This window comes from Heliomicrobium modesticaldum Ice1, assembly GCF_000019165.1.
Taxonomy (GTDB): Bacteria; Bacillota; Desulfitobacteriia; order Heliobacteriales; family Heliobacteriaceae; genus Heliomicrobium; species Heliomicrobium modesticaldum.
This window is the reverse complement of record NC_010337.2, coordinates 741,323-766,322: the sequence shown is the minus strand read 5'-3', so window position 1 is coordinate 766,322 and position 25,000 is coordinate 741,323. Positions and strand designations below refer to the sequence as shown.

Genomic DNA, 25,000 nt, shown 5'->3' with positions numbered 1-25,000 from the left:
GCTTGCATGAATCCGTGGAATTCAGCACAAGCCTATGCGGCGCAAAAAGCCTACAGCGCAGCGAAAAATGGCGGAAAGGCGCCAACGGCAGGGACGATAGCATCGGCACCGTCGCAAACGGTGTCGCCGAGGCTGCCAGACGGTTCTGCAAATAACCAGATTCCCAACGGTGTCGGCCATCCCTTTGTTGCGCCGCAAACGGCAGCGTTGACGACAACAGGGACGCTCAATCGCCAAATGGGTGGGAATCAGTTAAGCAATGCCGATGCCTATATGACGCAAAAGATCATGACCAGCCCGCCGGAAGAATTGACAACGTTGCTCTACGATGGCGCGCTGCGGTTCATCAAGAAAGGCATCGTGGCCATTGACGAAAAAAATATGCTGGAAGCCCATCAACGGATCATCCGTGCTCAAGATATTGTGATTGAACTCATGGAAACACTGAACATGTCCCAGGAGATCTCCTCCCAGCTGATGGCCTTGTATGACTTTGTATTATACTGTCTGGTGGAAGGAAACGTAAAAAAAGATAAGACCCACCTGAATCATGCTCAAGAACTTTTGCAAGACATGAGAGATACCTGGGTGGAGGCGATTAAGCAATCGCGGATTCAAAAGACATCCCCGGCTCCCGTCAACGCATGAGACAGCAGAGACATCACCATAAGATGCCTGCTGTCAACCGGCGAGGTCCGACGAGTACAGGAACAGGCGGCTGAAATCATGGCACTTATCGATCGCAATATTCGATTCTTTCAGGAATACTGTCCGGTGATCCTTGAACAACTCCAGGGATGGGCGCCCCATAATCAGGTGGAGGTTGTAGCCTCGCGGGTTCCCGGCGTGCCAACTGCCCAGTTTTGCACGCCTCAAGGTGGGGTGTATTTGCATAGTCGCTACAACCCAATCCAAGAAGCGGAGACATGGGCGAGCCAGCAGGACCTGAAGGGTATCCGTCATATCGTTGTTTTTGGGTTAGCTTTAGGATATCACCTGGAAGCCTTGGTAAGAATCAATCCCAGAGTGCAATTGCATATATACGAACCCGACGGGACTGTTTTCTTAGCGTCTTTGCACGAAAGAGACTGGACGAATTTCCCTTGGCAGCAAGTGAAACACTTGGCTTTTGACGGGCATCGTCCGAAGCAGGAATGGTTTCTCCAAGAGATTATCCAACAGATGAAGGCGGACTGGACGATACTCACCATCCCGTCGGTACAACGCTGCTTTCCTGATGCCTACCGTTCCTTTCAAGAACGGATGAAAGCGTTGCGAACGAGCTATGTGGACAGTTTGGAGATGAATATTCCTTTTCAAAAGGAATGGGCTACCAATGCGCTAAAAAACCTGCCGCATATCTTGCGGACAGATTCAGTGTTCAAGCACAAAGATTTTTTTGCGGGACAGACGGCGGTGATGACGGCATCGGGACCGTCCCTAGCCGAAGCCATCCCTTATCTGAGAAGGTTGAAAAAAGAAAAGAAGACGATCATCGTCGCCGCCGGGACAAGTGTCAATGCTTTGGTTCATCATGGAATCGCGCCGCACATGTTTGTTTCTTATGATCCCTTTGTAAACAACTTTAATATCTTGCGGCCAAATCTGGACAAGGGCATTCCGCTGGTCTTCGGCAGCACTATTTACAGCGATATTGTCAGTGAACATGTAGGGCCGCAAGCTCATTTCATTCTCAACCAGGACAATGTCTATGCGGAGATCGTCGGTGGAGTCAACCCCGACGAGGTTATCATCGATGCCCCGTCCATTGCCGTGGTGACGATACAGCTTCTTTCCAAGTTGGGCATCTCTCGGATCATCTTGGCAGGGCAAGACCTGGCATTTATTGATGATCGCCGGTACGCAACCGGTGTCAATGAGGCGATCGCTCAAGCGAGCGAAGAAGACCGGAAGAAGTATCAGCCGATTGAAGCCAATGACGGCGGTACGGTGTACACGAATGACAGTTTTCAAATCATGCGTCAGAATATGGAGCTTTTTATTCGCCAGATTTCTGGTGCGGTCACATTTGTGAATACAGCGCGGCGAGGGGCGAAAATCGCCGGTGTTGACTATGTAGACTGGGAAGTGCTAATGCCGAGCCTTCTGGAAGGAGACTCTGTCGGTAAGCCGCCTTTCGCATTCCCGCGCATCCGCACCAGGAGCCTCAAACCGCTGGCCAAACGGGTGGAAAAGATTCTCGATGATACGGCGTTGGAGATCCGGAAGATCTTTGAGCAGCTACAACAGTTTTCGGAGCGTTGCCAGAATAATGAACAGGAGCGTGCTCAGGCGAGTTACCAAAAGCTGATCCAGGGCTTGTGGCTTCTCTTCAATCAGCGTGGTTTTAACGGGCTGGTCGTATACCTGATCCGCAACGAGACGCACATCATAAAGAAATACCTGCCTGATGCGTTGGATTTTGATCTGGAAGAGAAAAAACGCTTTGCTTTTCGGGAAGTTCCCTTGTTTTTGCGCGGTGTGGAAGCAGCTTTGCACCAGCTGCGCTACGGGTTGGCCGATTGGAATTGAAAAACCAGCGCAAGGGAAGATCGGTTATTAAGCAGGCTGCTTTTTTTTACGATAATTAAGGTAGATAGGTATAATGCTTTCTTGATATGGAGGAGTGAAGGCCATGGAATTGGCAGGCATAAAAGCTATGGATGGCAACTATATAGCGCCAAGCCGTGAACGGGTCTCCCAAGCAGAGGTGGGGCTGTCCCGGACTTCACCGGCAGCGGTTATACCGGAATCGGAGTCGGAGCCTGCTCTAAGTTCTCCCAAGACCGCAGCGGGCAATGAAAAAGAAACGCTGATCGATCTTGTGGCCCGAGAATCTTTTTTTCGCTTTTCAAAAGATGCGGTCATCCGCATGATGCAAGAAACGAATGCCTTTTTATTGGCGATCAACACAGACATTCGCCTGCAGTGGCATGAAGAGATGGAACAGTTTTCAGTTCAAGTCTATGACCAGCGCAATAACCGCGTTCTTCGAGAGTTCCCGCCACAAGAGTTTTTGGATACGATGGCAAAGCTCAGAGAATATGTCGGGATCCTGCTTGACAAGAAGGTATAAATGATGGGCAACAGATAAAAGAAGAGACAGGGGCATTTTGTCTCTCTTTTCGCACATGTCGCCGAAGGAGAAACAATGAGCCGAAGGAGAAACAATGACATGAAGCTATGGCTAGATGAGGAATATATCGGAGAAGCGTCAGAAGCGCATCAGATTGAGGCCTTGCTGAACGAATGGCTCAAAAGGCATCCGGAACGGGTGATTGCCCGCTTTCAGTATGCTGAACAGAGCTTTGACTATGGGGAAGCGTGGGACCTGTTGATTCGAGAAGAGAGCAATGTTACGCCTGACAAGGAGGCGCGCCTCATCACTCAATCGAGGGATACGGCGCTGTTAGAACTGGCGGAGTCGGTAAAGGAATATGTACAGCGACTTGTTCGTGGCTTGCCTGACCTGGCCGATCGATTCTACCGTGGCGAGGACGCCGGTGCTTGGGAAGAGATGGAAGCTCTCGCGGAAGGGTTAAGTTTTCTCGATACTTCAGCCATCCTATTGGCGGTTGACAGTTACGACCAAGGCCGATTTGTCGACTTGTTAAGCGAATTGGAACAAGCCATGTTAGCGCGGGACACGGTCTTTATCGGTGACTTGTTAAAATATGAATTGACCCCCTGGCTGGAAGGGATTCAGAAGAGCTTTATCGAAAATTAACGACAACAAGAAAAATACCTTCAAAATTGAAGCGAGATGACGAGAATGTCTGATGTCTATTCATCGCTACAATCGTTAGATGAGGAAGAACCTCATCAACCGGCATTACGGATGGGGTACGGAGAATACCTGCGCGGAAAAGTGGTGCTGATTACCGGTGCCACCGGTTCGCTGGGCAGGACCCTTCTGCCGAAGATCCTTGCCTGCCAGCCGAAAACGGTGCGCCTCTTCAGCCGTGATGAAGCGAAGCAGTATGAACTCCAGCAGGAGTATGCCCAACAGGCAGGGCTTCGCTACCTGCTGGGTGACGTCCGTGACAAGGAGCGGTTGAAGCGCGCCATGGAAGGTGTACAGGTGGTCTTCCACCTGGCCAGCCTGAAGCATGTCCCGCTCTGTGAATACAACCCGTACGAAGCGGTGCAGACCAATGTGGTGGGCACGCAAAACGTCATTGACGCCGCCTTGGTTAACTATGTGGAGCGCGTTGTTTACACCAGCTCCGACAAAGCGGTTAGCCCCACCAACACGATGGGCGCTACGAAACTCTTGGCAGAACGGCTTATTTCTGCGGCTCAACAGTCTCGGGGAACGCGCCGAACTGTCTTTTCAGCCGTCCGTTTCGGCAATGTACTCAATAGCCGGGGGAGTGTCATTGAAGTTTTTAAGCGGCAGATCCGCCGGGGCGGGCCGATTACCGTGACCGACCCGGAGATGACCCGGTTCATGATGACCTTGTCTCAGGCCTCCAATTTGACGATACGCGCCGGGGAACTGGCCGAAGGCGGCGAGGTCTTTGTCTTGAAGATGCCTGTTATCCGTCTGCAGGATCTGGTTGAGGTTGTCGTCGAGGAATATGCCCCTATCGTTGGTAAACGATCGGCTGATCTTGAGATAGAGACGATCGGCTTGCGGCCCGGCGAAAAGCGTTTTGAGGAATTGATGACGCCTGACGAAAGCGCCATGGCGTTAGAGTTGCCTGATATGTACGTCTTGCCCATGTTGGACGAACAGAGGGCAGTCGATGATGATAGACCCAAGACGGTCAGTTCGGCTGAAATCGCTCCTATTCCAAAGGAGGAACTGCGCCAACTGCTGCTGATGGAAGGTGTTTTTCAAGATTAGACAAACATGTCCCGCCACGGGGTGCTCAAGAGGATGAAAACAGAATTTGTCGAATCGCCCCACATACGATTGGCGAAGAGAGGTCGTAATATTATGGTGCGTTACAGCCTGATGCATGAGTGATCGGTTAACCACTAATTTCCACAAGCGCGGTTTGACCAATAACAACTATGCAATGCTAATATCCTTTTGTAACTCAACTTTCGCAGTTGCGAATCTAATGTTACCTGTGATAAGTCAGAACCCACGCATCTTTAATAAAAAAGTCTGCTAATCCCCTGTCTGAGGCGCTGTTGGAGAATTGTCATGAAAACGCGACAATTCCCACGGGGAAATGGATATAATTAGATTAATTTCCAGAAAATTTTAAAGGATTCCCGTTACCTTTGTCGAAGTGAGTTGTTGCAAAGCAAAACACTGAACAAAGGGGGAATCCTCAGTGCAAAGCGTAGCACAGCCACTCGAAGAAGTCCAGAAAATTTTTTGTAGAACACCTGGTGGAAAAAAAGCGGGCCGACTAATTCAACATTTTACGCAGTACGCCTCAAAGGTATATGGCTTTTCGCAGATGGTCCGTCAAGCAAAGGATGGTCGCAAACAACCCCGTATCAAAGCCCCAGCCATTTTTACCGTCGCTTTTTTTGGCGCCTTTTTCTGTATGGAAAGTATGGAGCAGATGGACCGTTGGTAAAAAACCGGGGTATTCCGTCAATTGGTTCCCAAAAACATTCGATTGCCATCACATGATACGGTGCGACAAGCCTTGATGAAATGGGATCTAAAAGAGCAACGAAAGCAGCATAACTGTGTGATCCAGCGATATAAGGAGCAACGCGGCCCGCAGAAGGAAAGCATCAATGGTTGGCGAGTGACTGCCATCGATGGCGTGGAGTTATTCCACACCAAGGCCTATCGTTGTCCCGAATGCCTTACGCGCGAACACCGCGACAAAACCACCGACTATTATCATGCGGTCGTAGTCGCCCAACAGGTTGGCGGCAACGCGAACCTGATTTATGACTGTTCAGGATGGGGTGGACAAGGATGAAGGTGAAACCACCGTCGCCCAACGATTGATCCGACGTATGGCCGAGACCTATGGAAAAATAACGGATGTATACACGTTAGACGCGCTGTTTGCCAAAGCACCCGTCATTCATGCCGCTCTGGATGCAGGCGCTCATGTAGTTGTTCGCATGAAAGAAGAACGTCGACGGATAATGAAAGAGGCAAATGCCTGCTTTGCGAACCGGCTTCCGGACTCCACTTGGGAAGAAAGAGATGGAAAGGGGAATACCGTTTACGTTCAAGCTTGGGACGAAGAGGGATTGGCACAATGGCCGCAAGTTCGCGTGCCCATGCGAATCGTAAAAATCATTCGTCATACCAACAAGACAGTCATCGAAGCAAACAAAGAAGTCTTTGTCACTGATGTGGTGGAGCGCTGGATAGCAACCACATGCTCATCCGAAAAAGCGGATACCCAGACGATCGCACAAATTGCCGCCGCTCGTTGGGATATTGAGAATATTGGATTTCGCAACCTTAAGACGTTCAACGCCTTGGACCACTGCTTCGTGCACGATTCGGTGGCGATCAAAGCAATGATCGGATTTCAAGTGCTGGCTTTTAATCTTAAGCGATTGTTTTTCTTTCACCACCTCCCTGCCTCTTCTCGTAATCGAGATGTGCCGCTTCGATATCTCATTGATGAGATGCGCGAAGCGACGAGGTGGTTATCTTTACATCTATATCGTTGGGTCTGGGAGTGGGGCTTATCTACTGCCTAGCTGACCAAGGGTGAAAGGGTGGGATTGCCTATCGAAGCACTGGTATAAACAAGGTGTTTTTTTCCATAAAATTGCGTAGGATAAATGCAACTGTCGACTGGATAATTTAAACATTTAAAGAGAGAATTGGTATCGCCCTTAAATCGGTTAACCGTAAGAGGTCGCTCATTTGCTTGGTGCTATTTCGATTGCGTAGGTTCTGGAAACGTGCGAACAATACCAGGTTGAACACGAACGAATTCCCCAAAAGACGCCGAACAAAAACGCCCATATCGAATCGTTTCATGCAAATCTGGAACGCGAGTGCTACATCAAGCATACCTTTGAATCCTACCAAGACGCCTACCAAGTGGTTGGAGAATACATTGACTTTTATAACCAGAGGCGAATCCACATCTCTGTCTTTCCGGTCCAACATCTAGATGAAGTGAACGACAAGCTCGGCTGTCTGGTCGTCGCCTGCGGGAACTACTATTCCCGTGAAATGACCGCTTTGCGGCAATCAACGAACTATACGGGGAAGGTCATCACCCTTTCGAACTTTGACCTTTCCCTGCCCGAATCTTACGAGAACGCCCAGGTCATGGAGGATATCCAGGCGGTCCTAGAACTGCTTTCGGATCAAAAATCACGGATGACCTACCTGCTGACCTGGATCTCCCGGTTAGCCAATGATGAAACCATCGCGACCCTGTTTGAAAATGAAACCCGTGAAACGATTTCGGATGATAATGTAATCCGCTACAAAGATTACCTGATCAAGGGCATCAACGATCCCTACATCAAAAAAGAGTTTATCGCTGATCTGTACAGAATGAAGTATGTCTACCCTGATTGTGGGGACGTGGTGCTCGATGTGGGCGCTTACCGGGGGGATACGGCCATATTTTTCGCCGACAAAGTCGGTTCTACGGGCAAGGTCTTTGCCTTTGAGCCGATCAAGGCGAACTTTGACTGGCTCGTGGACAACATCCGGGATAACCGGTTGGATCACATCATCGTTCCGGTGAACAAGGGTTGTGATGGTCGCTCCGGTCTGGTCAAAGGGGTGACGGTCAAGTCTGGCGCACCCTGGTCGTTCCTGTCCGACGAGATGGGTGAGCAGAATATTGAAGTCGTCGAACTGGATGAGTTCGTGACCGACCAGCAACTGGAGAAGGTCAGCTATATCAAGATGGATGTAGAAGGATTTGAAGAACGAGTCATCCAGGGATTGAGCGAAACGATTCGGTCCCATAAACCGAAAATGGTGATCACCTTGTACCATAATACGATCGATCTGACGAACCTTCCCTTAATGATCAGCAAACTGGCTGATTATGACATGTATGTTCGCTGCAATATGGAAGGACCCTTCGCGGTGAACTTATACTGCAAACCGGCGACAAAGGCGTAGTCATTACGCCTGTTTACGGAAGCACCGGCCTCAACGTCGACCAAACAACGTTCGATGTTTGGTCGACGTCAGAACCCACGCATCTTTGATAAAATATTCTTCTGAAGGTTCTTCGCTGTTTTGTGTGGGTGAACATTTGTTTGCTGAAATTGTATCAAGTGTTCGCCGGTGCTACGGAAATATCGAGCCCACCCGCAACCAGGTATATAATGGAGATGAAGTTGCGTACTGAGCGGTACCCGCGCGCTTTACGCTTGGCTGCTTGAATCAAGCTATTGATTCCTTCTTGTAATCCGTTTGTGATGTTAGAGACAAACCGGCGCAGGATGCCCTTCTCATTGCGTTTCATGGTCTTTGCGACTTCTTTCATAGGCGCTAGCCGACTATGGGTGGCCCAGAAGTATCATTTCTTAAAGAACATCGGTGCGTCCATAGGATCTTTTTCGTACATTTCTTGGAAGGTAAGTCGAAGCTGATATGCCTTGGCGGTCTTTGAGTTACGTTGGGTCAGCACATCTTCCATGATCGCTTTTTGCTTCATCGTTAAATTCTTTTTGTTTTTAAGCCAAATATAACGAGTTCCTTTTAATTCCGGCATTGTCTTTTGCTCTTCCCGTCGAACTTGGTCCACCGCTTCGTTGATTAGCTTGATCACATGGAACTTGTCAAAGGTTATCGTTGCTTCTGGAAGATGTCGTTCTACACCTGAAATAAAGGCCGGGGACATGTCCATGCAAACATCAGTAATATTCTCGGCACTACCCCCGTGGGATTGAAAATCTTCTTTAAACTTCGGAAGAACATCAGCGCCTTTTCCCTCTGTTGCGAATATCACTCGCCGGGTGTCGGCATCAATAACCATCGAGATGTACTTATGCCCTTTCGCCCGAGCCGTCTCGTCGATGCTAATTTTCTCGACGGTCGACAGGTTTTCTTTTCGGCGAGCTTTATGAACATAGTGGTGGAGGATTCGCCACAGTAGCGAGTCATGTTCGTGAACAATTCGCGCGACTGATTTAACAGGCATTTCTTTCATGAGTGTCATCACATAGGCCTCAAAGAGCAGGGTGAATCCACTGCCCGGCCGACTCCACGGCACCGTTACCTGACGGACTGCCCCGCATCGGTCGCATTTCGTTCGAGGAACAGATGCATGGATAAAGGTCTTGTGCTGAAAGAAGTTCAGGTGTCTCCAAGATCTCTCCTTTGTATCGTGGGCTTTGCAGCCAGCTTCAGCACAAGCCGGGCAAGCAAATGAGCTTCCGGGTACGAAGTCGATCGTAATATGAAGTTCTTGTGCCTCGGCGTTAAACCGGGCTTCAGAGACAAACCATGGTGGGGTTAAGCCGAGGGCTAATTGGAATAAATCTTTGTTGTTCATAGCTCCATTTTATCATTTCTGTAATTGCCAACCCACACAAAATAGCGAGGAACCAAAAAGAAAAGAAGCCAATTGTGCGAACCGACAATGGACCGCAGTTTATCAGCCGTGTGTTTGAGGAAACGTGCGAACAATACCAGGTTGAACACGAACGAATTCCCCCGAAGACGCCGAACAAAAACGCCCATATCGAATCGTTTTATGCAAATCTGGAACGCGAGTGCTACATCAAGCATACCTTTGAATCCTACCAAGACGCCTACCAAGTGGTCGGAGAATACATTGACTTTTATAACCAGAGGCGAATCCACGGCAGCCTCTACAATATGTCCCCTGCGGAGTTTTGTCGACAGATGGCGGATGGGAACGTACCCGCTTTTATTGTCACACTGTAGCATAGGTACCGGACTATAGACCAGGCAGGCTAAAGCGCAAAGCCCGACGTCGACCGCCTAATTGACGTTCCCTATACAGGCCGACGTCTGTCAAGGGACGCCGAAGGCGTGGCGAAGCCCTTGCCCTTGATAGACGTTGGTCTGTATAGGAACCTGTAAGAGGCGGTGACGGCAGCCCCCCGAATCAGCGCAATCGTCAATTTTGTGAGACTCTACGAAAAACAGCGAATAAGGGGTCTACGCTCTAGAATTAGGGGGTTGAACCGCCTTTAGCGGGTAGGCGCATCGGCATTCTAAGCCTGGCTTTCAAATCAGGAACTGACGATATGCGTGAGTCAGCCGCCATCTCAATCATTAATCAGCTTTTAGTCGAAGGTGCAGTGATTCGTGCTTTCGACCCACGCGCCATAGAGAACGCCAAAAAGATATCCTGAATCCGTGAGTCGACTTAGCAGTACCCCAATGATTTTCCACAAAAAGTAATTCGTATTACAAGAATTTAATCCAATTTCCTTAGATAGCCATTTGAACACGTCGTCTTATCAAAGAAGGTGATGCCGTCAAGAAACGAGATCCATAAAAGCGTATAGCAAAGCTAACCTTTGACACATTTTACATCCAAAGGTCTATCCCATCGAATGAATTTGATTTTTTAGGAAATTCTTGCCGTTTACGAAAAAGCAAGATAGAGATCCTTAAACGTTGCGTACCAGGGACTATGCGCCCCGAGCCGGAGCTTCACTTGTCTGGCATGTCTCACCAATCGAGACGCAATGGTGATCACATTTTGAAGTACCGTGCGTATCCGGCGGCGCTGCGTATGGGCCTTTCTCTTTAGAGGGGAATCCAGATGGTGTAAGCTCATTTGACCAACGATGCGAAGCAGGTTATAGGCAAGCGCACCGAAATGAAAGACCAGATCATTGACCTTAAATTTTCCACTAGGCAGTCGTTCCAAATCAAGGTCCGTTTTTAACTCGCTATGGAATTGCTCGCTGGTTCCGTGATCTCTTTGCAAATGAATCAATTCTTCCGGCGAGACGGGTAACGACGTCCAGTACGTGGCCACTTCTAACTCTGGAAGCAGCAATTGCTGCCCATTGGACAAGATGGTTCGTTCCACGACATGGAAAACCACCCGTTCACGTTGTTCCATATCGCCGACCTTCCACATTACGCTGCCCGTATACTCCACTTTTCCTTCCCGAACAATTCGGGCCTGCCCATTTTTAAGGGCGATGTCCCTCCACATTTCGGGAGTTTCTTGGCGAAGGTTGCCTTTGATTATGTAGTCAACATTCTCTGCGCGGAGGACGCGTATGTTATCGACGCTGTCAAAGCCGGAATCCATGCGTACCAGAAGCTTCTCAGCTCCGCACTGGCGTGCGTAATTGATGCTCTTTGTTAAGAACTGGGGCGTTCCTTTCTGGCTATGATCTTTGCCCGGACGCAGCTCAACGTTTATGCAGTAGCCTTCCTGACCGAGGTAGGCCAGTATGGGCGCAAAGCCATCATGACCTTTGTAGGTGCGCGTCACCCCCTCTTTTTTGGAACCGGAATTATCCAATGGCGTCACATCTACGTCTACCGTCAGATAGTCCGTAGCGCCGACCCGAACAGGTGTCAAGGGAACTTTTGCTTTTTTGATGAGACGAGCAGATTCTTCCATAATGATGTCGTTCCATTTCAAATCCGTCTCAACAACCTTTTCAAATCGTTGTCGTAACGTGGGACTGGAGGGTACGATGTCGACGCCCATGGCGTATCGAAAAAAGTCATCTCCACGAGCCAGCTCAATCGCATCGAAGTCATTCTTTCCCTGACAGAGAAGGCCCAGGTAGCTCAGAGCAACAGTTCCGTGGCTTATATCTGGTGTCAAACAAGTGGGCACAGTGGACTTATCCAATCGCAATTTCAATGAAGTCTTTCTTAACAAGGCGCCCACGAGCGCCAATCCAGTTACCGGTGTAAGCTCCTCATTCGATTGCTCGATAATGAACTTCTTCATGGTCATGCATTCACCCCGTCGGTGAGTTTAAATCACTCCGATTAAACTCGTTTATCTCTATTATACGGGGAAATGCGCTGAATTTCGACTATTTACTTTTTATCCTGTCACTGATTCAGGTTAATTTATTGAGGGAGGAACTATATTGGCGACGATCAACGATAACTTGCAAACCTGGTCGAATTACGATTGGAGTCAATCGGGCGATGAGTGGTCAGCCGGTTGGGGTGGAACGGAGTATCTATGGACTTGCACCATATTGCCGCGAATCCTGCCCTACCTCCCGTTGGGGCGAACGCTGGAACTGGCGCCAGGCTTCGGGCGGTGGACGCAGTTTCTAAAAGATGTCTCGCAAGAACTGATACTGGTCGATTTAACGGAACGTTGCATCGACGCTTGCAAAGCGCGGTTCGCCGGCGCAAAGAATCTCCGTTACTTCACCAATGACGGGAAATCGCTCGATATGATTGAAGACAATTCGCTGGACTTTGTCTTCAGTTGGGACTCCTTGGTGCATGTCGAGATCGACGTGCTCGAAGCCTATCTGAAGCAACTCGCGAAGAAATTAAAGCCCGACGGCGTGGGCTTTATCCATCATTCCAATCTGGGCCGCTACTGTGATCAAAACGGGGAGGTCCTTGTGGAAAACGCCGCATGGCGGGCGGGCACCGTCACCGCCGAAGGGTTTGAGGCGATCTGCGCTTCCGTGGGCCTGTGCTGTATCCGTCAAGAATTGATCAATTGGAACGGCTTGCTCTTAAATGATTGCATATCGGTCTTCACCCCCCAAGGGAGCAAGTTTGACCAGCCGAATCAGCGGTGGAAGAACCTGTTTTTTGGCGATGAGTCGCGCCGGGTCAGAAAGATCGCGGAGCATTACAAAGGCGTGGAGAACAAGCAGGTGGTGCACCAAGCCGGCATGGGCGAATGGATCGGCAGAATCACCATAGCTGCCCAGGGACGGCCTGTTTACATCTGGGGAACAGGAAAAGTCGGGAGCGCCGTGTACTACTTGTTGCAGGAACTGGGCATCCAGGCAGCCGGCTTCATCGACAGCGATGTCCGGAAGGCCGGCCAAAAGCTGATGGATTTGAACATCGCCGCTCCGGATGAGGCGATTGGCCTTGTCGAGGATATTTTTGTGGTCATTGGTTCCATCGCCTATCACCAGGAAATCGGCAATCGGTTGATCGAGATGGGGTTGAAGAGCATTATAGACTTCGACACCATTCCGTACATCACCAAGCCATAAAGAGCTGAGACGGTTGTCTCGTTAAGGCAGAGGTGGAAAATCTGCCCTCCGCCAAAAGACGCAAGTGGGGAGGCAACTCCATATGGTCGGGCCCCTGATCTCAATCGTTACGGCCACCTACAACAGCGAAAAGCATCTGGAGCAGACGATCGCCAGTATCCTCGGACAAACCTATCGCCACATTGAATACATCATCGTCGACGGAGGGTCGACGGACGGCACGCTGGACATCGTCGACCGATACCGCTCTCGCATCGCCAAGGTGATATCAGAGCCGGATCGAGGAATCTATGACGCCTTTAACAAAGGGTACCGGGCGTCAACAGGGGATATTGTTTACTTCCTGAATTCTGACGACTACCTTGAGGATGACAATGTGATCGAAGAGGTAGCGTCCATTTTTCACGCTCACCCCGGTCTAAGCATCGTCTATGGAAATGTGCGGATGCATGAAGAGGGTTCGGGTTTTTTCTATTATTACGGAAAACCCGTGACGATAGAGGATTTCAAGCAGGGCTATATGACGCCGCATCCCGGTTTTTTTGCCCGCAGGTCCCTCTTTGAACGACAGGGCGGTTTTAGTCTCGATTATCCCATCGCCGGTGATTTTGAGTTTGTGATTAAGTGCTTCCTCAGTGACGGCGACAAGGCCTACTACTTCGACCGCACCATCGCCAACTTCCGGATCGGGGGAACCTCCAGCAGTTTGAAGAATTATTGGAAAACCCGCGCCGAGGGCGAGTTGATCACGAAGAAGCTCTTTGCTACCGAGAGCAAGCCCCTCTCGACGGGCGAGTACAATTTTCATTATTACCGCGCCTGGTTCGAGGCGCTGCTTCTGCAAAAGCGCAGTCTGTCCAGCGTCTTGCGGGGCGTGCGACGGGCGGCCATCTTCGGCTCTATGAAGCTGGCCTTATTCCTGCTGGAGGACATGCGGCAAGCGGGCATTGAGACGGTATGCTTCCTCGACAACGATGGGCGCCGGCAAAACCACACGATGAGGAGCGTTCCCATCTACGGGCCGGACTGGTTGCGGGAGCAGGCGGAACAGATCGATGCCGTGATCTTATCCTTTGAAGGCCGCTATGATGAGGAAGTGAAAGCCCAGATCCGCTCGTTGATCGGTGAGCGGGAGCTCTTGGTCTTGTCGTGGCGCGAACTGGCTGAGATGAGTTTCGATCGGGCATAGGGGTTACGGAAGCGCCCACCCGATTCGCGTGAAGGGAGCAACGAGAAGGTTGAAAGTGGCATTTGTCTATCCGCAACCGGCGGGAGGGGTGAAGCGGTATATCGATACCTTGGCGAAGGGGCTCTGTTCGATCGGCGGATTTGAACTCTGTCACTTCGTCGGCGAAGGGAAGGCGGGGGCGATTCGTTCCCTCGATGGCAAACTCTGGGAAGATTGTGTCATCCCAGAAGAAGAAAGGCGCTTCGCCGCGTTCCTGGAAGCGGAAAAACCGGATGTGGTTAATTTTCAAGAACTCCAAAACCTGGGCGCCTCTCTCATCGGCATAGCCTATGACAGGGGGATTCCGGTCGTCGTAACCCTTCATGACTATTGGGTGATCTGCCCGCGAATCTTTTTGATCAATCATGAACTGGACTATTGCTACGGACCCAACGGCGGGGTCAATTGCGCCCGTTGTTTTCTCCCGAAGGAAGCGCCTGGCGGACTGCCGGAGATCAGCGTCTTTATCGAGCGGCACCGGTTTATCCAAGCGATGCTGCAAAAGGCGGATGTGATCATAGCAGTCTCTCAGGCCAACCGGCGCCGTCTGGTTCAGGAAGGGATCGCCCCAGAGCGCGTCCAAACCGTCTATCCGATGGTGGAAGCGGGGGCGCCTTTGCCCAAAAGGAGCGATCGGCAGGGGCGGCTCCGCTTTGGTTTTATCGGGGCGCTCTCTCCCCATAAAGGCGTCCATGTGCTGATAGAGGCATTCCGAGACATACCGGAAAGCGAAGCGACACTGCACCTGTACGGTGAGTGGGATCGTTTATACGTGCCCACCCTCCGGCGGCTGACAGGTGAGAAAACCAACATCCGCTTTGAAGGAGCTTTTCGTCATGAAGACCTGCCGGAAATCATGGCGACGTTGGATGTGCTCGTCGTCCCGTCGGTCTGTCCTGATTCGGCCCCGCTGGTGATCCAGGAGGCGTACAGTCTCGGCGTTCCTGTCATCGGCGCCAGGATTGGCGGGATACCGGAATTGATTCATGAAGCATGCGGGATGTTGTTCGAACCTGGCGATTATGAACAGCTTGGGGATGTCATCAAAAAACTCCTCTCTGACCGGGCGATTGTCGACCGGTGGGCGAGCCGCCTTCCCGTTGTGCCATCTGTCCTGAAGGTATCCACAGAAATCGCGGCGGTCTACAAAAACGTTGCAAAAAGACGCCGTTATCCGCCGGTGATCCATGAAAAGCACAAGGCCTTGTTGTCCGCCCAGGACCGCGGCTTTTTGCGGCGTCAAGCGTTGCCTCTCCAGTTGGAGCGACTCTATGCCTACTGCAGGGAAAAAGGTTTAACCAGGCCGGCGATCTTTGGCGCCGGTACCCTCGGTCAGGCGGCAGCCCTTTTTTTTCGTCGCAGGGGTATGCCGGTAGCTTGTTTTGTTGATAATGACGGCTCAAAATGGGGGAAGCAATGCGAGCAGTTCCCGATTATTGCCCCCCATGAGTTGATCGACAAAAAGGACATTGATTTTATCCTGGTCGCTTCCGAGTGGGAAGCGGAAATCCTCGCGCAGTTGGAAGCGCTGGGTCTTTCGGTCCCTTGGTACGGTTTATTCGGCTTTGTCAAGCAACCGATCGCAGGAGAGGGGCAGCCCTGAAACAGGGTGCAGGGTAGGAGGGATGGCGATGAATCAGCAGGGCAGGGAACTTTGGCGGGACGACCGGTTTCTGGCCGCTTACGCAGGAAAGATTGAGAAAGCCCGCCTGATCAGTTTGGATGTCTTTGACACCTTGTTGTTGCGGACCTGCCGGAACCCCGATGATGTCTTTGTCAGAACGGCGGAAGCGGCTCACGCCGCCGGGTGTTTGTGCCGACGAATCACCCCTGAGATGTACCGGCAACTGCGCAAGCTGGCCGAACAGGAGGCCCGCGATGGGCAACAGCGACGATCAGGCGCCAGGGAAATCTCGCTCGATCAGATTTACGCCACCCTTCCGGAAGACATCGGTGACCGGAAGGCGATCGCGGCGATTGAACTGGCTGCAGAAAAATCGAGTTGCTATCTTAACCTAAGTGTCTTCTCGTTGATCCGGCATTGCGGGGAAGCGGGCGTCCCCGTGGCCCTGCTGTCCGATATGTATCTCTCGGCTGAACAGATCATGGCGTTGCTGGAAGCGAATGGGTTGGAGAGCCGGTGGATCGCGAAGCTTTTTGTCTCCAGTGAAGAGGGGGTTGGCAAAGGTTCGGGAGAACTCTTTGAGCGGCTTTGCGCGCTCTACCCCTCCATCGACCGGAGAGAGATCCTGCACATGGGGGACAACCTGGCGGCCGATGTGCATGGCGCCGCCAAGGCAGGGATCGACGCAGTACACTACCGAGCGATCACACCGGAACTGAACAGTATCTACGAATGGGAGTCGATCCTGCATGGCGACATATTGCCGGAACTGCTCTCGCTGCGGAAGCTGACCGACGCTCTTACAGCCCCTTGTCGCGAGGAGGAGGCCTTCTGGTTCCGGTTAGGCGCCGGCGTCATGGGGCCCTTTTTTACGCTCTTTACCGAATGGATCGTCGACCTGTGCCGGGAGGAGCAGATCGCCGGTGTGCTTCCCTTGATGCGGGAAGGGAGTTTCCTGAGCAGGTTGCTCCGGGAGACCTTCGCCTATCACGGGCTGTCGATCCCCGTGATCCCCTTGTATGTGTCACGGCAATCGACCTACTTCCCCGGTTTGCAGGCCTTTGATGAGACCGAGATCCAAAAGTTGTTCGAACGGCGGAACGTGACGGTCGGCGACATCCTGTCCATGTTCCCGCTGGAACCGGCGGAGGTCGAGGGGTTTGCCAGTTACTTGGATCTAGAGGCTTCCTGTTGCCGGCAGACCGTGATGGCTGACGGCGTCAACGTGGAACAGGCGTTGAGCGACTTACTGACCCGACCGCCGGTTCTAACCAAAATCCGGTCTTTTATCGCGCGACAGCGACAGCTCCTGGCGAGGTATGTAAGTGGACTGTTGCCTGCCGAAGGCAAGGTTGCCACGGTGGATCTGGGGTTTCGCGGTTCCATTCAGTCCTCCCTGGAATCTGCCCTGGCGCTGGAAAACTGTCCAGCCGACCTGTGCCATCTCCTCGCTATGGGAACGGAAGCGGTCACCCCGCATCTGCTGAAAGGGATGGATATCCGCGGTTTTGCCGGCAATGCCGGGGAAAATGCCGATCTGATGACGCCCATCGCGCGCAGCCCGCAAACGATCGAAGAGTTGCTCATGGAAGGTGTCGGCTCGACCTTGGGTTATGAGGAAAGTCCACAAGGGCAAGTCTATCCGGTGCTTTCGGAATATCGCTGTTCCGCGGAAGAACAGTTGCAAAAAGACGCCTGCCAGCGCGGAATGCTTGCTTTTCAACAAATGTGGTTCAAGTTATGCGCCCAAAAGCCCGATATTAGGAATAAGGCACTCACAAAAAAGCGGGATATTTTGGCGATACTTAGAGTCTGTCTAAAAACCCCCTCAAGAGAGGGCAAAAAGCAAGACGTTTTTATATGGAAATTGGTGGAATTTAAAGGGAATTCGACTCTTCGCGTCGAAGGATATAGGTACAAAGACTGTTTATAGCGAGGCGATGTACCTTGTTTCGATTCGATGTGGACCCCCAAGTTAGCTTTTACGACTTTGCAGCCCTCTGGGACCAACTTGTGCCTGCCGATTCCGTCTTTCGCCTGTTTCGTGAATTGGCGCCCCTATTAATACAACCGGAGGATTTTACAGGTCTCTATTGCCTTGACAACGGACGTCCCAGTCATGCGGCCCGGCAGATGACGATGGCCTGCATGTTACAGGAAATGCTGGGCGAAACAGACCGGGGGATGGAAGCACAGACACGTGTGAACATCGAGGTCAAGTTTGCGTTAGGAATGGCCCTCGATGAACCGGGCATTGATCACGCCAATTTTGGCGTCCACCGGCAACGGCTCATCCAAAAGGAACTTGATAAGGTCTATCTCGATCGCTTTATCCGGTTGATGTACTACCTGGGCGTTTTGACAGGGAAAGAACCTTGGATAACGGACACGACCCATGTCATAGCTCCCATCAGTGCCCCCACGACCATCGAACTGATCCGCCAAGCCATGCGCCTGTTGGTGCGTCTTTTGGCGAAGCAATACAGTGTTCCATGGCATGCAATCCCCCATGCCCCTCGGGCGGTACGTTACCTGGAAACAGTGACGGAAGTGAAAGAGCATAACCTGGACGATAAGGCCAAAATGGAACGGCTTGTTGAAGTGGTCAGCGAGGCTGACGAACTGCTGGCCTACGTGGAGTCATCGGAGGCTTCGTGGAAGAAGAAGCCCGATGTCATTCATTACGCCCTTTTGCTTTGCCGTATCCTCCGTGAACGAATCATTCGGAAAGATGATGGAACTCTTGAGATAGCCCCCGGCGGTTCTGTCAAAGATATGATAGTTTCGGCTGTAGACAGCGAAGCCCGTTTCGGTTGTAAGGGCAAGACGAAATGGCGCGGGTATAAGATGGCCATCGTCGAAGTCGGAAATTCCGGATTTATCGCCGCCGCCGAGGCCATGAAAGCCAACGACTATGACGGCTCCAGTCTGGTGCCGTTAGCGGATCAGCTTCCCACCGATTGTGTAGAAAACCCGACGATCATTGGAGATACCCACTATGGTGCGGGCGATGACCGTGTCACCCTCAAGGAAAAAGGCATTGACGTAGTGGCGCCACTTTCACCAAAGACAAAATGTGATATCCTCGCGGGCGAGGGATTTCAAGTTTCCGAAGACCAAACACAACTGATCTGCCCGAGAGGAAAAGTCATCACCACCTATTCGGAAGTGGCAGATGGGAAGAACTTCGTGCTTCGCGCCAAGGACCATGATTGCAAGCACTGCCCTCGTTACACGACCTGTTTTAAAGAAAAGAAACATCGGCGCACGATTTTTATTCACAACGCCTATGGTGTCATGCTCGAGGCGGCAAAGCACTCCCAAACGAAAATCTATAAGGAACAGATGCGTCTTCGCAGCCGCATCGAAGCCAAGCAAAATGAACTGGTCAACCGTTACGGACTGCGCCGGGTTCGCCGTATCGGAAAACGAAATCTGGCTTATGCCGCCCGGCTCAGCGCGTTAGCGGCGAACTTTCAAAAACTCAACCGTCTACGAAATGATAAGAATGCAACCATGGTGTTGGAGGTGAGTGCCTTACGCGGTGTTGCTTTCAAAAAAGCCGCATAAGGTGCAAGGGGGAGATCTGCCCTTTTTGAGGAAAATCCTCAAAAAGGGCCGGTGAGACCGATAAAAAGACTCTAGTTTTTTGCTGTTTGTATTAAAAAATCATGCTTTTGCAAGGGCTGGCTAGGGAATTTGCTTATTTTCTAGACGGCCTCACTTAATCGGATGATTGAGATGCCCACACCTGACGAGGCCGAACAATTGGGCGGACTGCTCCATGACGATAACTTTGGCAGTAAAGCTTGCCGCCGTTTGTGGGATGCCGCTGCGGACGAACTGATGCAGCGGGACGGCGTGGAACGCTTTTTGGAGCTTTCCTCGTACGGCTGGAGATACGGCAACGTCTATTGGCCGCAATTGATCGTCACGCGTCGCTACCCGCTGTACTTTTTCCAACAACACCTGAAGCGCAGGCGCCGGGGCAGCTATGTCGTCGCCTTTCACGCTCTGGTGGCGCGGATCGTGGCCGATGGCGTCCGGGAGTTGATGATCTACGGCGCCGGAGAGGCAGGCCGCGTCCTGTTCCAGTTGGCCGCTATGCAGGGCTTGCGTGTGCTGTTTTTTATCGATAAAAAACAACATCTATGGGGCAAGTCTCTGGAGGGTGTGCAGGTTGTCTCCCTGGAGGAAGCTGCGTCAAAAGGAAATGCTGTCTTTGCCGTCGGCTCCATCGCCTATCTCGACGAGATCCGCGGGGAGATCGAGCGGAGGTATGCCCCTCTGGGGCGGCCCAGGATCTATACGGCCTATTGAGCCGGCGAAGATCTACGGAACGATCGAAGAAAGGGATGTCTGATCCATGGCTCATCCCGTAGCCGTCGTTATCTGCAACTGGAATAAAAAAGAGGACTTGTTGGCGTGCATCGATGCGGTGCTGGCCAGCCGGTTTCGTGGATTCGATCTCTGTGTCGTCGACAACGCTTCCACCGACGGCTCTGCCGAGGCCGTCGCCGCCGCTTATGGGGATCAGGTGATCCTGTTGCGGAACGAGCAAAATCTTGGCGGTGCCGGTGGTTTTAACAGGGGCATCCGGTGGGCGCTCTCGCAAGCATACGAGTACATCCATCTTCTCGACAACGACGTGTTCGTGGAAGCGGACGCCATCGGCGCGCTGCACGTCTTCATGGAAGAACATCCTGACGTAGCGGCGGCTGGGTCGAGGTTGTATAAACACGCTCACCCTAACCAACTCCAGGAGTTGGGCGCCAACATCGATTGGGAGCGTTTTCACCTCAAACCCCATTTCAAGAACCATATCGATAGGGGCGATCTGCCTGACATCATGGAGTGTGACTATGTGCCCGCCTGTTCTGTCATGCTCCGCGCCGATGTCCTGCGGAAGGTCGGTTTGATGGACGAAGGCTGTTTCATCTACTGGGACGACGTGGAATGGTTTTACCGGATGAGAAGGTTGGGGCGCCGGGTGGTAGCATTTGCAGGATCCAAAGCCTGGCACAAGATGGGCGCCGCTGTCCGCAAGAACACCTTCGCGACGTACTACTTTTGGCGGAACCGGATCCATTTCTTCGCCAGGGCTCTCGATGGAGGGACGCTGGAACGCTTCGCAGAGGCCCTCTGCGCTGAACTGGCCCAGGCTGCATTTTTCTCCGAGTATAAAGGACAACACAACACGGTGAAGACGCTCTTCATGGCCGTCGCAGACGCCCTCACAGGGACTCGCGGTCAAGCCGGACCGGAAAGGATCTTCGAGCGGGAGAGTGAGCAAAACCGGTTGGCCGAGGTGTTCCAGGCTACGGAGCAGGTGGTCTTGCTGGACTGCGGGGATATCCGGGTTCTCCGGGAGATCGTGAACGGGATGCTTGCCGCCAAGCCGGGACTCCGCCTGTCGCTGGCGTCGCGCGAACTCCCTGCGGCCGAACTGGCCCTCCAATTCCCTGCTCATCCGGTGATGGAGGGCGTTCCTGACGCAGACCGGTCGTTCCTGTTGTGTCAAACCTGCCGGCAGATCGCCGATGTTCGCCATGAACTCTCGGAACAGGTCGGGTTGTATGTGGACGCGTATATGAATGTCGTCCACTCGGAGGAAGATCGGCGCGCTCTCCAGCGGTATGACCAGGTCTATCAGGGGTATATTGCACGGTTCCTGCCGGTGTTGCGGCAGAAACTGATCGATCTAGGCAAGAGTCGCCGTCAACGGGTGCAGGAAACGCAACCTGGACGGAAGGCTGCCGACGTGATATGAAATCGATGAGGCGGTGAACCGATGGCGGAACTGGAACGGTTAAGCGCGGCCGTGAATTTATGGGAGCACTGCAATTTCAATTGTTCTTTTTGTCTTGGAGCGAGAGCGAACGTGCCCCAGGACTGGGCCTCCTATCGGTAAAAGCTGTCGCGTTTAGGGACGTTTTTTGATGAGACCGGGATATGGGACATCAACTTTTTAGGGGGAGAACCGCTCATCAACCTGGACTTTGCTGCGTTATACAGCCAGTTGGCGCCACGGCACCGTATCTGCATGACGACCAACGGTTCTATCGCCCTCGATCATCTCTTCACTGACGATACGATTCGCCGTTTGGCCAAAATCAAGCTGTCCTACCACCCCATACATGAGCAAAATCCGCACTATGACGCCATTTTTGAACATAACGTCCGGATCCTGACCGCTTTGAACGTCTATACCACCGTCATCTATGTGATGCTACCGGAACGGATCGCCCGTTATCCGGCGATGGCCGAGCGGTTCACCACACTGGGCGCCGTCATGTGCCCCAATTTCCTGGTGGGAGAACACCAGGGCAAACGATACCCGGAGGCCTATTCCCCAGAGGAACGGGAGTATATTGTAAGCGCCTACCGGACGGTCCATACGCGGTTTTTATCGGAATACGGCTTTCATCAGCCTACGATGCGCTGCTGCCGGGCTGGATACAGCCGTTTCAACATCTATCTGGAGAGCGGGCGGGTGAATCCATGCGAACACCAGGCTTTCCGCGAGATCTTCAATTTCTTGTCGGAAGCGCCGGTTACCTTTACCGGCAAAAAGCTTGCGGAGCCGTAGCGCTGCCCGATGCGCACCTGTTTTTGCGGAACGACGATGGAACAGGAGGAATTCTGGCAGAAACAGGATGTCCGCGATATGACCCTCTATGACCGGTAGGTGGAACTCTCGAAGATGTCGCCGGAAGGGGAGGCCTACTGGCGGGAGCAGGAGACAGCCTTTGTATCCCGCCTAGAACAGGCGTTGCCTGGCGAACAGGCGTACATCTGGGGGGCGGGGTTCATACGATGCGGCTATTGGATCTGCTCACCAACAAAGGCTTTGCCAGGGAGAAGATCAAAGGGATCGTCGATTCCAATCCCCATAAAGACGGCAGGGTGCTCCACGGTCTGCCCGTGTACGCCAAAGAGCGGTTTTTCGCCGAGCGCCAGGAGGATTGCTCCGATATCATCATCTCGTCGGCAGCCTTTGAACATGAGATTTACGAGGAATTGCAACCGGTCCTTCCCGAAAGGGTTCAACTGATCCGGCTCTACGATGGGAAGCTTGGATGTCAAGTTCCCCTCTAACGATTCGCCGCAGGGGGTGACCATGTGAAAGTCGTCATCTTGGCCGGTGGCGGGGGGACACGGCTGTTCCCCCTCTCCCGGCAGGACTATCCCAAACAGTTTTTGCGCCTGCAAGGGGGAAAGTCGCTGCTGGCGCAGACGGTCGAGCGGTTCTTGGCGGTTGCCAACCCTGCCGACATGGTGGTTGTCACCAATCAGGTCTATTATCACCATGTGCAGACGGAGCTCCGCCTCTGCGGCGCTTTAGCGGCCCACATCCTCCTGGAACCGGCGGCGCGCAACACGGCGCCGGCCATCGCCCTGGCTGCCCGCTATTGCGCTGATGTCCTGGGATGCGGCGATGAGGAGGTCCTCTTTGTCTCGCCGTCGGATCACCTGATTTCACCGGTGGATGGTTTTGTCAACGCCGTCAAGCAGGCCGTCGAAGGCGCCGGGCAAGGGAAGATCGTCACCCTCGGCGTGCTGCCGGAAAAGCCGGAGACCGGTTACGGCTATATTCAGGCAGGCGCACCCTGTCACGGCGGGTTTGCAGTGACAGGCTTTACGGAAAAACCGGAACGGAGTGTGGCGGAGGCCTTTTTGCGGCAAGGGAATTACTATTGGAATTCCGGGATGTACGCGATGCAGATCGAAACGGTTTTTGCGGAACTGAAGAGCCATGCGCCTGAGATTTACAATGGCGTTGCCGAATCCTTCGAGCAGTCCTTGGCCCGTTTTGAACAGATGCCTTCGGTGTCGATCGACTACGCCGTGGCAGAGAAATCAGATCGGGGGATCGTTATCCCGTTGTCGCTATTTTGGAGTGATATCGGCTCTTGGGATGCCATTTTTGACGCCCTGACCAAAGATGAAGAGGGCAACGTGCTGGCAGGGGATTGCCACGCCATCGACTGTCATGAGTCGCTGCTGATGAGCAATGGGCGCCTGGTGGCGGGGATCGGCCTGACGGACACCCTCGTGGTGGAGACCTCCGATGTGATCGTCGTCGCGCAGAAGGGCCACTCTCAAAAGATCAAGTCCCTCGTGGAACAACTGAGGGGTCGCGGGCGAAGGGAGGCGTCAGAACATCCCACCCAATTCCGGCCCTGGGGAAAATACACCGTCCTGGCGGAGGCGCCGGGGTATAAGGTGAAACACATCGTCGTTACGCCGGGCAGCCAGTTGAGCCTGCAGATGCATTACCACCGCAGCGAACACTGGATCGTCCTGCAAGGGACGGCCTGCGTCACCGTCGACGACCAGACGAGGTGGATTCACGAGAATGAGAGTTTGTTTGTGCCCAAAACGGCAAGGCATCGTCTGAGCAATCCCGGAAAAATTCCGCTGGAGATCATTGAGGTGCAAAACGGGAGTTATCTGGGAGAAGACGATATCGTCCGGTTTGATGATGTATATGGGAGGTTATCCGATGGAACTGGTGTCTGTCGTCATCCTGAACTGGAACCGGCGAAATGATCTGAAAGAAGGGCTGACTCGCCTTCGAGAGCAACCCTACCGCCCGCTGGAGATCATCGTCGTCGACAACGGTTCCACTGACGACAGCGTCGCCATGGTCCGTGCAGAGTTTCCCGAGGTGCGCCTCATCGAGACAGGAAAAAACCTGGGCGTCGAGGGGTACAACGCCGGATTCCGGCAGGCCCGCGGTGAGTATGTGCTGATCCTTGATGATGACTCCTTTCCGGCTTACGACGCCATCACACGAATGGTCTCCCGCTTTCAGGCCGACCCGCGCCTGGGTGTCGTCGCTTTCGACGTGCGAAGCTATGACCAGTTTGTCCAGTGGGAGCAACAGGGTCGGCCGGAGCGGAGCGAGACGTCCGGCGAGAAAGCGCAAGCGCTGGCAGAGCCGGATTATTACATGAGTCTGTCTAAAAACCCCCTCAAGAGAGGGCAAAAAGCAAGACGTTTTTATATGGAAATTGGTGGAATTTAAAGGGAATTCGACTCTTCGCGTCGAAGGATATAGGTACAAAGACTGT

The 25,000-nt window shown here is 52.6% G+C and carries 23 protein-coding genes and 1 pseudogene; 22 read left to right on the top strand and 2 right to left on the bottom strand.

All coding sequences use genetic code 11. From position 1 onward, the window contains the following. Positions 1-6 precede the first annotated feature (6 nt). The 9 genes from fliS to HM1_RS03415 all read left to right on the top strand — a co-directional run bounded on the left by fliS (position 7) and on the right by HM1_RS03415 (position 8,035). Positions 7-648 carry a flagellar export chaperone FliS gene (fliS, locus tag HM1_RS15915; protein ID WP_202943747.1) on the top strand — a complete coding sequence of 214 codons (642 nt, stop codon included), beginning with the start codon at positions 7-9 and terminating at the stop codon, positions 646-648. 78 nt (positions 649-726) lie between these two features. Further along, the gene (locus HM1_RS03450) at positions 727-2,532 is read left to right on the top strand and encodes a motility associated factor glycosyltransferase family protein (protein WP_012281892.1); all 1,806 of its coding nucleotides are present in this window, start codon (positions 727-729) and stop codon (positions 2,530-2,532) included. 103 nt (positions 2,533-2,635) lie between these two features. Then, positions 2,636-3,076, top strand: a complete 441-nt coding sequence (locus HM1_RS03445) for a flagellar protein FlaG (protein ID WP_012281891.1) — start codon at positions 2,636-2,638, stop codon at positions 3,074-3,076. A gap of 99 nt (positions 3,077-3,175) precedes the next feature. Beyond that, entirely contained in the window at positions 3,176-3,727 is a 552-nt protein-coding gene (locus HM1_RS03440) for a hypothetical protein (RefSeq protein WP_012281890.1), read from the top strand. Positions 3,728-3,838: 111 nt separating this feature from the next. Beyond that, on the top strand, positions 3,839-4,849 hold the full coding sequence (locus tag HM1_RS03435; protein WP_012281889.1) for a UDP-N-acetylglucosamine 4,6-dehydratase family protein: 1,011 nt from the start codon (positions 3,839-3,841) through the stop codon (positions 4,847-4,849). Positions 4,850-5,288: 439 nt separating this feature from the next. Continuing rightward, entirely contained in the window at positions 5,289-5,540 is a 252-nt protein-coding gene (locus HM1_RS03430) for a hypothetical protein (RefSeq protein ID WP_012281887.1), read from the top strand. 21 nt (positions 5,541-5,561) lie between these two features. Continuing rightward, positions 5,562-5,897, top strand: coding sequence for a hypothetical protein (locus HM1_RS16095; RefSeq protein WP_012281886.1), 336 nt, complete (start codon positions 5,562-5,564; stop codon positions 5,895-5,897). Then, positions 5,884-6,639: a transposase gene (locus tag HM1_RS03425; protein ID WP_012281885.1), complete on the top strand. Its 756-nt coding sequence runs from the start codon at positions 5,884-5,886 to the stop codon at positions 6,637-6,639. Before HM1_RS16095 ends, HM1_RS03425 begins: the two co-directional genes overlap by 14 nt. A 199-nt stretch (positions 6,640-6,838) precedes the next feature. Next, positions 6,839-8,035 (top strand): FkbM family methyltransferase, encoded by a 1,197-nt coding sequence (locus HM1_RS03415; protein WP_257720229.1) that lies wholly within the window; start codon positions 6,839-6,841, stop codon positions 8,033-8,035. Positions 8,036-8,189: 154 nt separating this feature from the next. Here the strand turns inward: HM1_RS03415 and HM1_RS14390 are convergent. Then, a pseudogene (locus tag HM1_RS14390) lies at positions 8,190-9,416 on the bottom strand (ISL3 family transposase). Positions 9,417-9,490: 74 nt separating this feature from the next. Here HM1_RS14390 and HM1_RS03400 point away from each other — a divergent pair. After that, positions 9,491-9,811, top strand: a complete 321-nt coding sequence (locus HM1_RS03400; RefSeq protein WP_012281883.1) for an integrase core domain-containing protein — start codon at positions 9,491-9,493, stop codon at positions 9,809-9,811. A 284-nt stretch (positions 9,812-10,095) separates the two neighbouring features. Beyond that, positions 10,096-10,245, top strand: a complete 150-nt coding sequence (locus HM1_RS15050; RefSeq protein WP_148207162.1) for a UDP binding domain-containing protein — start codon at positions 10,096-10,098, stop codon at positions 10,243-10,245. A 236-nt stretch (positions 10,246-10,481) separates the two neighbouring features. On the opposite strand, the gene HM1_RS03395 is transcribed toward HM1_RS15050, so the two are convergent. Next, entirely contained in the window at positions 10,482-11,825 is a 1,344-nt protein-coding gene (locus HM1_RS03395; protein ID WP_012281882.1) for an IS1380-like element ISHmo1 family transposase, read from the bottom strand. 139 nt (positions 11,826-11,964) lie between these two features. Between HM1_RS03395 and HM1_RS03390 the strand changes: the two genes are divergently transcribed. The 11 genes from HM1_RS03390 (at position 11,965) to HM1_RS03340 (ending at position 24,954) form a co-directional block, all read left to right on the top strand. Beyond that, the gene (locus tag HM1_RS03390) at positions 11,965-13,071 is read left to right on the top strand and encodes a class I SAM-dependent methyltransferase (RefSeq protein WP_012281881.1); all 1,107 of its coding nucleotides are present in this window, start codon (positions 11,965-11,967) and stop codon (positions 13,069-13,071) included. Positions 13,072-13,153: 82 nt separating this feature from the next. Beyond that, positions 13,154-14,260, top strand: a complete 1,107-nt coding sequence (locus tag HM1_RS14385; protein ID WP_012281880.1) for a glycosyltransferase family 2 protein — start codon at positions 13,154-13,156, stop codon at positions 14,258-14,260. Between the two features lie 55 nt (positions 14,261-14,315). Beyond that, the gene (locus HM1_RS03380; protein ID WP_041313226.1) at positions 14,316-15,902 is read left to right on the top strand and encodes a glycosyltransferase family 4 protein; all 1,587 of its coding nucleotides are present in this window, start codon (positions 14,316-14,318) and stop codon (positions 15,900-15,902) included. Positions 15,903-15,930: 28 nt separating this feature from the next. Then, entirely contained in the window at positions 15,931-17,856 is a 1,926-nt protein-coding gene (locus tag HM1_RS03375; protein ID WP_012281878.1) for an HAD family hydrolase, read from the top strand. A gap of 14 nt (positions 17,857-17,870) precedes the next feature. Further along, positions 17,871-19,493: an IS1182-like element ISHmo2 family transposase gene (locus HM1_RS03370; RefSeq protein WP_012281187.1), complete on the top strand. Its 1,623-nt coding sequence runs from the start codon at positions 17,871-17,873 to the stop codon at positions 19,491-19,493. Between the two features lie 171 nt (positions 19,494-19,664). Next, the gene (locus HM1_RS03365; RefSeq protein ID WP_148207072.1) at positions 19,665-20,243 is read left to right on the top strand and encodes an LbetaH domain-containing protein; all 579 of its coding nucleotides are present in this window, start codon (positions 19,665-19,667) and stop codon (positions 20,241-20,243) included. Between the two features lie 46 nt (positions 20,244-20,289). Further along, positions 20,290-21,693, top strand: a complete 1,404-nt coding sequence (locus tag HM1_RS03360; protein ID WP_012281876.1) for a glycosyltransferase family 2 protein — start codon at positions 20,290-20,292, stop codon at positions 21,691-21,693. Between the two features lie 273 nt (positions 21,694-21,966). Further along, positions 21,967-22,512, top strand: coding sequence for a hypothetical protein (locus HM1_RS03355; protein WP_012281874.1), 546 nt, complete (start codon positions 21,967-21,969; stop codon positions 22,510-22,512). A gap of 227 nt (positions 22,513-22,739) precedes the next feature. Beyond that, entirely contained in the window at positions 22,740-23,021 is a 282-nt protein-coding gene (locus HM1_RS03350) for a nucleoside-diphosphate sugar epimerase/dehydratase (protein ID WP_012281873.1), read from the top strand. 24 nt (positions 23,022-23,045) lie between these two features. Next, entirely contained in the window at positions 23,046-24,476 is a 1,431-nt protein-coding gene (locus tag HM1_RS03345; RefSeq protein WP_012281872.1) for a mannose-1-phosphate guanylyltransferase/mannose-6-phosphate isomerase, read from the top strand. Then, positions 24,430-24,954, top strand: a complete 525-nt coding sequence (locus HM1_RS03340) for a glycosyltransferase family 2 protein (RefSeq protein ID WP_012281871.1) — start codon at positions 24,430-24,432, stop codon at positions 24,952-24,954. Before HM1_RS03345 ends, HM1_RS03340 begins: the two co-directional genes overlap by 47 nt. Positions 24,955-25,000: the final 46 nt, after the last annotated feature.